Genomic DNA, 11,722 nt, shown 5'->3' with positions numbered 1-11,722 from the left:
ATTTCATTTATTTATTCGCCTTACTCGAATAAGGATCTAATAAATCCCTCAAGCCATCCCCAAAAAGGTTCAGCCCTAATACTGTCAATATTATAAAAATCCCAGGAAATACAGTCATCCACCAAGCACTAAAAATGACCACTTTTCCATCAAATAATATATTCCCCCAACTTGGATCAGGCGCAGGAATTCCAGCTCCTAAAAAGCTTAATGCAGCTTCCAAAATGATTGCCACAGCAAATATATACGTGAGTTGAACGATAAGTGGCGACAAAATATTGGGTACAATATGGCGCCATATAATTCTCTTGGAACTTGCTCCTTGTGCTTTCATAGCTTCTATATAAGTTTGCTCTTTTATCACTAAGGCAGAAGAACGTACGATTCTAGCCAGGGTGGGAATTTTTGATATTGTCACAGCAATTACAACATTTATAGGTTGAGGTCCCAGAACAGCCATAATGGCTACAGCCAAAAGGATATCTGGAAATGCCATTAATGCATCACATATTCTCATCAAAATGTGGTCTAATACGGAATAATATGCAGCGTATAAACCAATAATCATGCCGATTACAGCCGTTAAGATTGCTACAGAGAAGCCTACCCCCATTGATACTTGAGCTCCTGACGCTACTCGACTAAACAAATCCCTTCCGAAATTATCTGTCCCAAACCAGTGCGTTCCGTTAGGGGAGTCCAAGCGATTAAGCGGATCTATTGCAAGAGGGGAAAATTGGCTTATCATAGGGCTAAAAAGTGCAAAAACAGTTAAAAATAATAGCATTATGCTACCAATAACTGCAGATTTATTTGCCCAAAATCGTCGAATAAACAATCGTCTTTGTTCACTTCTGAGTTTATTCTTCATCACTTTAAAATCCCCAATTGCAACTTCATTCCCCAATTTGATTTCTGAAGTCATCCGTCTCAACTCCTTTTTATTTACGGCTTAAGCGAATTCTCGGGTCTACCACTCCGTATAATAAGTCAATGATTAAATTCAATAATAGATAAGATAATGCAATCAATAATATGGTCCCTTGTATCACAGCATAATCTCTTCTGACAATTGCATTAATTACTAACTGACCTATTCCAGGTAGATTAAATACAGTTTCGGTGACTACTGCACCTGTTATAAGAGATCCAAATGTTTCTCCAAGAATTGTAAGAATAGGAATAAAAGCATTCCTTAAGGCATGTTTATACACGATGACTCTTGCTTTAACTCCCTTTGCCTTCGCCGTTTTTATGTAATTCATACTCAAAATGTCTATCATGGAAGACCTACTCATTCTTGAAATTACTGCAGCTTGAATCGCTCCTAGCGATATCGCCGGTAGAATCATAAACTGCAAATGATTCCATAATCCTGTACTTAATGGGCTATATCCTGCAACCGGAAGCCACTGAAGATTAACACCAAAAAGTAACATTAGAAGTAAAGCCAATAAGAAACTTGGAATGGAAAGACCTAACATGGCAATAATCATAAACAATTGATCAACATTTGTTCCTCTTCTTTTTGCTGCAATAACTCCTAATGGGATCGCAATAATTATTGAAATACTTTGGGCTAGTAATGCAAGTGAAAGTGTTGGACCAATATGACCAAGGAAAGCCTCTAAAACTGGCATATTCATATAAATCGAATTACCAAAGTCACCTTGAAATATCCCAGCAAACCATCGTATAAATTGCTCATAAATTGGTAAATTTAATCCTAATTCTTCTCTAAGTGTTTGAACTTCATCTGGAGTGGCTTCTTCTCCAAGGATTACGGAAGCAGGGTCTCCTGGTATTAAATGAATGATAAAGAAAACAATTACTGCCACAATCAATAAAACTGGAATTACGGATAGCAATCTCTTCAGAATATAAGCCTTCAATATTTGAAACCTCCTTATTCTCTGTATTAATTCAAAAAGGTCAACCTTCTAAAAAATAGAAGGTTGATAATGTACTAGGAGTTTCTTTTGCTTTACTTTTTAAGGCTGACATTCCAAAAAATCGGTCCTAGCATTGTTTTATATCCTTCCACTTTTTCAGAGTGACCGGAAACACGGGAATTTTGACCAGTATTTATTATTGGAAGGTCTTCCCACATTACTGTTTGTAATTCAGCTGTTAAAGATAAAGACTTCTCGGGATTTTCCTCTACCTTAATCTCACTTAATAGACGATCAATTTCAGCGTTTTCTGTCCAACCTGGCCAAGCAGTTTCAGAATCTAAAAATACGAATTGATTTGGTGTTGATGTAGTGGAAAACCCTGTATAGAAAATATCGTATGCTTCAGGGTCACTTCGACGCTCTAAAAGAGTTGGCCAGTCATACACATCTAGTTTTGTTTTCATTCCAAGTTCTTCTAGCTGTTGTTGTGTTGCAACAGCAGCATTGTAATGATGTTCGTAATCGCGACTAGTAAGTATGACAACTTCTTCCCCGTTATAACCCGCTTCTTTTAATAATTCCTTAGCTTTTGCTAAATCTTTTTGATTATAATTTTCTTTTCCTGCATCCGAGTACCATGCAGTTTGACTTGGTAGAAACAAACTATTTTCTAATGTATAAAACTCATCACTAGTAAAAGCGGAGCTCATGATTACTTCCATATCTAACGCATAATTAACCGCTTGGCGAAGTTTTACATCTGTAAAGACGCCAGATTTTTTATTGAACACTAAACCTTCTATTCCATACGGCCAAACATCCACTACGCTACCTTTTGAATTTTCAAGTTGGGGAATAGAATCATAAGAAAGCATATGAGAAAAATCATATTGTCCACTCATTAAACCATTTACCCGTGTTGAAGAATCTGCAACGAAGTGCCAGTCAATAGCATCGACTAATGCTTCTTTCTTACCTCCTAAGCCATTTGCTTCCTCAGTATCGGGTTGATATTCTTCAAACTTTTTAAAATGAATGATTTCATCTTGTTTCCAGTCAACAAATTTAAAAGGACCTGTCCCTATATATTCCTCAACACCAGTTGCCCCAGCAGAAGCAACTATATCTTTTGGCATGATAGCAGCAATGTTTCCTTGGTCTGCCAGAAAGTACATAGTAAGGGAAGAAGGTTCCGTTAACTTTAGCTCCACAGTAGAGTCATCAACTTTACTCCAAGTATGTTCACCTAACTCTGCTTTGTTAGTTCCCCATTTTTCCATTGAAGCTACGACATCTTCTGCAGTCATATCATTACCATTATGAAATTTAATACCTTCTCGTAACTTGAAAGTTACCGTCTTTTTATCCTCGCTTATTTCATAGGAATCTGCTAATTGAGTCATTACCTCATAATTTCCATCAAGAGTCACGAGTGCTTCATAAATTAGTTTTGCGGCATCGCGTGTCGCTTCGGCGGTTGTTGCATGTGGATCAAGTGTCTGCGGCTGAGTAGGATAAGCAACTTTTAATGTTCCTCCACTAGCGCCTTTACTCGCATCACTACTTGAGGAAGAATTTTCAGAACTGCATCCAACAAGTAATAAAGTGATAGAAAGCAAAAATAGTAATAATAAGCTAGAACTTTTCTTTAAATTCATCTAATTTCCCCCATAACTTTAATTTTCCTCTCTCTCATTGAATTTTCTGAAAGTTTGGACTTGTTAATCATTATAATGAAGGTTATACTTTATTGCAACACAAAATATTTTTAAAACACCAAAATTTCAGAAGAGAGAGAAAAACGATGGACTCAAAATTTATAATAAATACAAAAAAACAATTTCCTAGTTTAACAAAAGGATTAAAAAAAGTGGGAGATTCTTTGCTCAGTACTCCAACTATTTTCGCTACACACTCCTCTAAACAAATTGGAGAAATAATTGGAGTTAGCGAGACTATGGTCATTCGTTTTAGTAAATCTATTGGCTATGAAGGTTTTAATATGCTTCAAAAAGATGTAATTAATCATCTTTTAACTAAGTCTAATAACTGTAATGAAAGTTTGAAGGAGGAAAATAGTAGCTTAAATCATTTTGGAGAACATATTACAAGGGATGTGAACCTTTTAAATAGTAATATTAAAGCTCTAGATGTTGAAAAACTCGAAATCATTGTTGAAACACTTCTTAAAAGTGAACGAATTGTCATAGCTGGTTATTATCAGTCATTTGTTTTTGCTCATTGGTTGTTTTTTAACCTAAATTACACATTAGGAAATGCATCTCTGTACCGTCCTGAAACAGATGCTTTAGTCTTTGATTACCTCCCTAGGGAATCCTGTGTTATCATCTTTTCTTTTCCGAGATACGCTCTTGATACAATAAGATTTGCAGAAGATGCAAAGAAAAAAGGGGTAAAAGTTATAGTTTTTACCGATTCAAGGTTAGCACCTATAGTCGATTATGCTGACATAGTTATCTTGGTGGAAGTAGGAAATAATCCTTTATTAGAAAAAGGACCGGTTACATTATCTCTAATTAATTCTATTCTTAGCGAGGTAATGAATCGTGCTGATAAGACGGTGGCTGAAACTGATATGTTTAAGTATTTTTTAAATGAAGAGAGATCAACAAAACGTTAAGGGTTAGATTATCATTCCTAGGGGCCACCTGCGTAAAGTAAGGTGTCGCGTGGCAACGTAATAAGATTAAGTAAATTATACGGTGGTCGATTGATAGGACAAACAATAATGAAACTGTCCAGATACGTTATTAATCGTGTAGAATGGTTTACGCTACATGCGTTGGAGATGTTTGCGGGGTTTTGCCCTAAAAAGAGCTTATATCAAAAAAAGAAAAGCATTGGCGGACGTTAATTCGTGCTTATCTATTTCAAGCAAATTTAAGTATACTGACATAATAGTCTAGAATTGTTTCTTGCACAGGGACACTTTACAACAAACAAAGCCGCTGAAAGCAACCCAGCGGCTAATTCTTACCTCAAATTTCAATTAAATTCTTTAATCACATCACAAACTTTATCAACTTCCTCTTCGCTCAAATAAGGATGCATCGGTAATGACAGTACTGTATCACAAAGTTTATTAGTAATTTCAAAGTCTTGATCATTGATATCCAGATATGTAAAAGCATCTTGTTTATGCATTGGCTTAACATAATAAACCATACTAGGAATATCATACTCTTTTAGTTTAGCCTGTAAGCCATCCCGCTGTTCATTGCCCTTTAGCTTAATCGTATATTGGGCAAAACTTGAATAAAATCCGTCTGGTATAAATGGAGTTTCAACAATTCCATTCAATCTCTCATTGTATAAGCTATATACTCGGTTGACATCTTCCACTTCATGATCGATAAATGCTTTAAGTTTTACTTGTAGTACTGCTGCTTGAATAGTGTCTAACCTAGAGTTAACGCCAATTCTAACATTATCGTACTTATTCTCGCCTTTTCCGTGAACTTTTAAAGACGTGAGTAGTTCTGCCAATTTATCATCATTAGTAAAAATAGCTCCACCATCACCGTAACAGCCTAATGGTTTAGCTGGAAAGAACGAAGTAGTAGCGGCATCTCCAAAACTACATGCTCTTTTTCCATTAATATTACCACCAAAACCTTGAGCACCATCCTCTAATACTAACAAATCATACTTTTTAGCAATTCTTTCGATCTCCGGATAGTTTGCTGGAAGTCCAAACAAATCAACAGGAATGATAACCTTTGGAGTCAATTTTCCTTCTTCAATCGTTTTAATAATAGCTTCTTCCAATTTAATCGTATCGATATTAAACGTTTCTCTATCTACATCTACGAAAACAGGAGTTGCACCTAAAAACGATACAATTTCTCCTGTTGAAAAGAATGTGAAATCCGGTATAAATACCGCGTCACCCTTTTTGATTCCCCAAGACATCATTACCAATGTCATTGCTTCTGTTCCATTCGCACAGGAAATACAGTGTTTTACTCCAACATAATCTGCTAATTGTTGTTCTAGCTCTTTTACTTCGTTACCACCAATGAAGTTTGTTTCCGTGACAACTTTTTGTATCGCAGCGTCGATTTCTTGTTTATATGTTTGATATTGAGTCTTTAAATCTCTGAATTCCATCATACACCGGCTTTCATCATTATTTATTTTTCCTATTATTATCCCTAGTATAAAGAAAACACCTTTTTTGGCATAGCAACCTCATTACCTAATAAGGCTTAATCAAGTGAAGTTGGGAACTTGGAGAAATCTATTAGAAAATGAAGAGTGAATAGTGTAGAAAAAGTTATTTTCACTATAATTGTATCTTAATAGAACACTTCTGTATTGTCCACAAAGGTCAGAATCGTTTTCTAATTAACAATTTATGCTAGATGCATTTCTAGATAATTTTTTCATAAAGACAAAAAAAGCAACAGGAGAAGTGTTTTCACTCTAGCTGTTGCTTTTTTCTTGAACTATATTTAATTGTTACAATTATTTCCTATACGGTGGCATTTCATTATTTCAGCCAATTTTAAAATGACTCATTTATTTTTAATGTATAAATAATGACTTATTGAAAATAAATAGTGAAGTTTACTTTTAGTTCGGAACCATCGTTCACAGTGATAGGAAAAGTGACTGTTTGTCCTTTTAAATCTTCCAGTGAGTCTGTTCCTGCTGGAAATTTAGATAAAAGTGAGTTCACCGCTTCAGTAGATAATGGATCAAATTCATTTACTTTGGTTACACCTAGGTGATTAATAAATGTTTGATAGAATTCTTTTCCTAACAATTGGGCAAGTGGTGCATCTTCTTTAATAACAACAGTTAAGGAGTTAGAACCGCCTGATGATGTTGTAATTTTATCCCATAGGGTTTTATTAAGTTCCGTTGCTAAACTGGTGATTTTTGCATCGAATACTTGTTGAGGTGTCGCTGTAGCTTCATCCACTACCGCTTTCAATTTAGCTACTTCATCCAACAGAGCGGCAACGAATTTATTGGTAGCTGCATTAGGAAGGCGATCTAATAGAGCATTAATTTCGGCATATGCTTTTTTAGCTTCTTCTTTTTTGCCTACAGCTAATAAATCTTTCGTTTTTAGGATTTCCATATAAATTGTAACGGGAACCATTAATTCATCACGTTTGGCATCTGCTGGCTTTTTATATTGTTCTAACAGAAGATCACGTGCTGCTTTACCTGAGAAGCGATATAGAATTGCTGTTCGGCCTTTTAATTGGAATGATAGTTTGTGATATGCTGCTTCTACTGCCGCAAAATCATTTCTAGCTTGTGCGGCTTTAATTTCGTTCATAATCGGGACTAAATATTTTGTTGCATAATTGTAAGCATCTATATATGGCACTAATCCTTTTGAAACTTTTTCACTATAAAGATCATCGATTTCTTTCAACTTGGCTTGTTTCTGGGATGCAGAAAGTTTTGAGGAAACTATTGCACTTCTAGTAAGTTGATAATTTTTCTTTGCGCTGTTTAAAACGGAATACAATTCGTTACTTGGTACAAGTTTTTCTTCAAGTGATGGATACACATAATAAGTAGGTGCCTTGTTCAACTCCGCCTTCACCTTGTTAACCGATTGGTCAACAGAATTTGATGCACCCAAAACAGTTGGGGAAAATGATAATACAGATGCCGTTAATAATACCGATGCTACCGTTTGTTTCATTAGACGCTTACTCATGTTTCTCCTCCTCTTGTTTGTTGAAAACTATGATCGTTCACATAATAAATACTGTCCCGCCTAGATAATCTCCCTGCGATTTGAATCATTCCCCCATTTCATTATGTACTAGGCCAGAAATTATTGTTTTACAATTCTAAATTTTCAGCCCCTTAAAATTTCATACCCTTATTATTCTAGTTTAAAACTCCTATACTTCAAATTATTCATTTTTTTCTTGAGCATTGTTAACTTATAAATAAGAACGATTCATAGGAATTCAAATTAATTCACAAAAAACATTTAACACATACAAAAAAAGTAACCAAGTTTTTTTATAACTTGGTTACTTCTATCTTTTTAACAAATTCTATGCAATTCAGTATAAAAGTTTTTAACTATTGAGTGGTCACCAATATAGGAAAATATTACTGAGCAGTAAGTTGAATATTCCAGCTTGTCCAATCTGGATTTTCTTTCTTAAACACTGATTGAGGGAAATGTAAGCTTACCGGACGTGCGTTAGTCGGGTTTACTGTGAACTGCTCTAATGGGAATCCAAGCTGAGCTACTAATTCACCAGTTGCATCGAACAATTGTAATGGTAGGTTGCTAATTGTTATTTCTTCGTTGAATGCGTTGCGAATAAGTACATAAACACTTACGCCCTCTTCTGTTTCTTCTAAGTTGAAAGCAGAGACAGAAATTTCATCTTGCTTTGTTGGTTCCATCTCAGCAAGTGTGTTTTCTAAAGAAGTTTTTTGTTCTTCATTTAAGCCATTAGACCAATTTTCATCTAGTTGTAATGAAAATTGAGATACTGCAGGTTCTTGAATTTCAAATACAACTTCAAATTCCATTTTGTCATTGATTTCGTCCTCTGACACTAACAAAGACTCATTTTCAAACTCGAATATCCATGGACGAGCTCTTAATGAGTTCAATACACCAAAGTACTCCATATTGAAATCTTTTCTTGCAAGCTCTTTACCTTCTGTATTACGTACTACTAATCGAATATCTTGTAGATTCAATTTTTTTTCTAAAGAATGACGGATAATAGCAGTCATGATAAAGCCTTCAGCTGTTTTATGTAATTCCACACCATGAATGTTGATTTGGTTAGGATCCAATCCTTTCAGCTTGTTGTGGTAGTATTGGAAAACGTAACGCTCTTGTTGATCCATACTCCAGTTTTCACTAAACTCTAACATTGTTTTTAATCTATTTGTTAACTTCGGTTGATTTGCTTTTTTCGGTTTAAACAATAGGAACATTCCTTTCAAAATAAAAACTTGATACCATTATAACATATGGAGTTCTATGTATCACCTGGAAGTATTATGTCCCTGTGTAAGACAAAATTCAGAATTGTTTCTCACACAGGGAAGATAAAAAAACAACAGCCAAAGTTTTCACTCTAGCTGCTGCTTTTCATATATTCATTTATTTAATCGAGTACTTCCCAAATCCATCCGTTCCCTCACCAATATATTGGATATTACCATCTGCTGGGAGAACTTTTTCTGCTTGTTTGGAAGATTCGAACACAACTTGTGCTTTTGCTGGCAATTCAGCAAATTTCCAGTTGCCATCAGCGGATGGGTCGATTGTTTGCTCCGCTAGAATATAGTCGATAATGATTTCACGGTTTTCATCCGGATGAATCTCTATTTCCATTGCATTGCGAACACCTGGGAATGTTCCGCTTGCACGGTAGTTATTTGTTGCTACGATAAATGCTTGTTTTAAGTCGATTGGTTTGCCGTTGTATTGCAAGTTTATGATACGAGATGCATCTTTGTTTACAAGATTACCGTCTGCATCGTATTTTGCTGGTTGTGTAACATCGATTTCGTATGTTACGCCGTCAATCACGTCATAGTTGTATGAGCGGAAGTCTGTGTTGATCAATTGTTGCTCACCAGTTTTAGCTGGATCGATTTGGTTGAACTGACCAGCAGACATTTCCAACCATTCTTTTACATCTGCTCCCGTAAGCTTCACTGTTGAGATTGTATTGTCATAGAGGTAGAGATCCGCTACGTTTTTAATAGCAAGCTCACCTTTAGGGACGTATGTGTAGTATTCTGGGTCGCTTCTTGTTCCTGCTTTAAACGGTGCGCCAGCAGAAAGCACTGGAACATTTTCATTTGCTGTTCCTTTAATTTTCGCTTTCACATATGCTGTTTGAGCGTCTGTTACAATTTGGATAGATGGATCATCTTGTACTTGTGAGAAATAACTGTGAATATCGGCTGTAGTTTTTCCAACTGCTTTACGAACATAGTTGATTGTCCCTTCATGCGCCTCTTTCACTGCATTCACTACTGATTGATCGACATCCGTTGCATCTTTTGCAATCGTACGTACCTCTGCTTTTGACGAAACTACTTTCCAGTCGTCGCCATTTTTCTTCAATTTCAAATCAATTACGCCTAAATGACTACCGAATTTACCAGGCATAACAACTGGTACATCATTCATCGTCCCATTTTCGATGTTCACATTTGTAAGTGAAGCATCTACTTTTCCTGGGAATACTTGGTGTGCATGTCCAGTAATAATCGCATCTACACCTTTAATTTTAGTAAGTAAATACGTTACATCCTCTTCCCCAACTTCATGTGTTGCATCACCAATACCAGAGTGAGAAAGTACGACAATCACATCCGCACCTGCTTTTTGCATGTCCGGCACTACTGCTGTAACAGCTTGTACCGAGTCTTCGACAGTCACTTTTCCTTCTAAATTAGTTTTATCCCATTTTAGAATTTGAGGAGGAACAATTCCAGTAACCCCTACTTTAATCGTTGACTTTTTACCTTCCGAATCAACCACTTCTTTATCGATCAACACATAAGGCTTATACATTAACTTTCCACTAGCCGCATCGTGAATATTGGCATTCACATATGGGAAGTTTGCATCGTCCATCACTTCATCTAAATAATCCAGACCATAATTGAATTCATGGTTACCAAAAGTAGCCCCATCATATTGTAAAAGCTCCATCGCAGTTACAGAAGGGTGTTCTTCCCCATCAACTAACTTGTCTACAGCTTGTTTATAAGAACCAAGCGGAGTACCTTGGATTGCATCCCCATTGTCAAATAATAGGGTGTTGCTATTTTCTTTTCGAGCATTCTTGATTAATGTAGCTGTTTTCGCAAGTCCTAAACTATTGGACTCTGTGTCTTTGTAATAATCATAGTTCACGATGTTTGTGTGAATATCAGAAGTACCTAAAATACGTAAAGATACAGTATCTGCCTCATCCGAAGGAGCTACGTTTAAAGCCGCTACTTTTTCTAGCAACTCGTTCATCATTGGCAAACTACTTGTTGAAGGTACTTTATCAAGTAGAGGTTTAATGGATTCGACCACTTTCGCTGCCTCTTCTTTTTTACCAGCAGCAATTAATTTTTCTGCTTCTACTACTTTCATATAAATAGTTACTGGCACCATTAACTGATCACGTTTTTTATTAGCTGGATCTTTATATTGATCTAACAATAAATCTCTTGCTGCTTTTCCCGTGAAACGGTAAAGAATGACCGTACGACTTTTCAATTGAACAGATAATTGATGATATAATTTCTCCACTTTCGCCCAATCTTTTTGTGCTTCAGCAGCTTTGATATCCGCTAAGATAGGATTTAAATACTTGTCCGCATAATTATAAGCATCAATATAAGGAACAATTCCTTTTGTAATTCTTTCGTTATATAAATCCTCTAAGTCCTTTAATAGGACATTTTTATTTTTTGCATTCGATTTGACGATTGCATCTTTCGCTTTAGCATAATTAGCTTTTGCTTTATTTAACGCAGGATATAGATCCTTACTTGTTGCAAGTTTCCCCTTTTGCGCAGGCACTACATAAGCGTAAGCAGCTTCCTTCATATCTTTTCTCGCTTGATCCACTACGTCTTGCATTGAGCTACTCGCAAAACCAACATTTGCAGAAGCTAGTAATGATGTCGCAAGAGCTGCGGCTACGACCGTCTTTTTAACTGTATTCTTCTTCATAATTTCCCTCCCGTTTTGTAAAAAGGTCTCTATTTAAAGATAATCAAAAGAAATATTTGGTACAATGTGAATATTGTAATGTTTTTGTAAAATAAACCTACACCCTTTTACA

At 35.8% G+C, this 11,722-nt stretch carries 8 protein-coding genes; 1 reads left to right on the top strand and 7 read right to left on the bottom strand.

Going from position 1 to position 11,722, the window contains the following annotated elements; all coding sequences use genetic code 11:
• Nucleotides 1-7: 7 nt before the first annotated feature.
• The 3 genes from FS486_RS16135 to FS486_RS16125 form a co-directional block, all read right to left on the bottom strand.
• Complete coding sequence (locus FS486_RS16135; RefSeq protein ID WP_144512816.1) at nt 8-925, bottom strand: ABC transporter permease; 918 nt, start codon at nt 923-925, stop codon at nt 8-10.
• Between the two features lie 16 nt (nt 926-941).
• Nucleotides 942-1,892 (bottom strand): ABC transporter permease, encoded by a 951-nt coding sequence (locus FS486_RS16130; RefSeq protein WP_144512815.1) that lies wholly within the window; start codon nt 1,890-1,892, stop codon nt 942-944.
• Between the two features lie 92 nt (nt 1,893-1,984).
• Nucleotides 1,985-3,553, bottom strand: a complete 1,569-nt coding sequence (locus tag FS486_RS16125) for an ABC transporter substrate-binding protein (protein ID WP_144512813.1) — start codon at nt 3,551-3,553, stop codon at nt 1,985-1,987.
• Between the two features lie 146 nt (nt 3,554-3,699).
• On the opposite strand from FS486_RS16125, the gene FS486_RS16120 reads away from it, so the two are divergent.
• Nucleotides 3,700-4,536: a MurR/RpiR family transcriptional regulator gene (locus FS486_RS16120; protein WP_144512812.1), complete on the top strand. Its 837-nt coding sequence runs from the start codon at nt 3,700-3,702 to the stop codon at nt 4,534-4,536.
• Between the two features lie 365 nt (nt 4,537-4,901).
• Here FS486_RS16120 and FS486_RS16115 read toward each other — a convergent pair whose 3' ends face one another.
• The 4 genes from FS486_RS16115 to FS486_RS16100 form a co-directional block, all read right to left on the bottom strand.
• Complete coding sequence (locus FS486_RS16115) at nt 4,902-6,029, bottom strand: DegT/DnrJ/EryC1/StrS family aminotransferase (protein ID WP_313957009.1); 1,128 nt, start codon at nt 6,027-6,029, stop codon at nt 4,902-4,904.
• A gap of 433 nt (nt 6,030-6,462) precedes the next feature.
• Nucleotides 6,463-7,599, bottom strand: a complete 1,137-nt coding sequence (locus FS486_RS16110) for a hypothetical protein (protein ID WP_144512810.1) — start codon at nt 7,597-7,599, stop codon at nt 6,463-6,465.
• Nucleotides 7,600-8,006: 407 nt separating this feature from the next.
• Entirely contained in the window at nt 8,007-8,846 is an 840-nt protein-coding gene (locus tag FS486_RS16105) for an SLAP domain-containing protein (RefSeq protein WP_186321486.1), read from the bottom strand.
• 178 nt (nt 8,847-9,024) lie between these two features.
• Nucleotides 9,025-11,610, bottom strand: a complete 2,586-nt coding sequence (locus FS486_RS16100; protein WP_186321485.1) for a bifunctional 2',3'-cyclic-nucleotide 2'-phosphodiesterase/3'-nucleotidase — start codon at nt 11,608-11,610, stop codon at nt 9,025-9,027.
• Between the last annotated feature and the right edge of the window lie 112 nt (nt 11,611-11,722).

The organism is Bacillus sp. FJAT-22090, assembly GCF_007676755.1.
Lineage (GTDB): Bacteria > Bacillota > Bacilli > Bacillales_A > Planococcaceae > Psychrobacillus.
The sequence above is the reverse complement of the archived record's forward strand: the minus strand, read 5'-3'. Positions and strand labels throughout refer to the sequence as shown.

What these genes read in the sequence shown, in the direction of transcription:
- FS486_RS16120 (WP_144512812.1), top strand. Translation starts at nt 3,700, where the DNA reads ATGGACTCAAAATTTATAATAAATACAAAAAAACAATTTCCTAGTTTA.
- FS486_RS16135 (WP_144512816.1), bottom strand. Translation starts at nt 925, where the DNA reads ATGACTTCAGAAATCAAATTGGGGAATGAAGTTGCAATTGGGGATTTT.
- FS486_RS16110 (WP_144512810.1), bottom strand. Translation starts at nt 7,599, where the DNA reads ATGAGTAAGCGTCTAATGAAACAAACGGTAGCATCGGTATTATTAACG.
- FS486_RS16100 (WP_186321485.1), bottom strand. Translation starts at nt 11,610, where the DNA reads ATGAAGAAGAATACAGTTAAAAAGACGGTCGTAGCCGCAGCTCTTGCG.
- FS486_RS16115 (WP_313957009.1), bottom strand. Translation starts at nt 6,029, where the DNA reads ATGATGGAATTCAGAGATTTAAAGACTCAATATCAAACATATAAACAA.
- FS486_RS16125 (WP_144512813.1), bottom strand. Translation starts at nt 3,553, where the DNA reads ATGAATTTAAAGAAAAGTTCTAGCTTATTATTACTATTTTTGCTTTCT.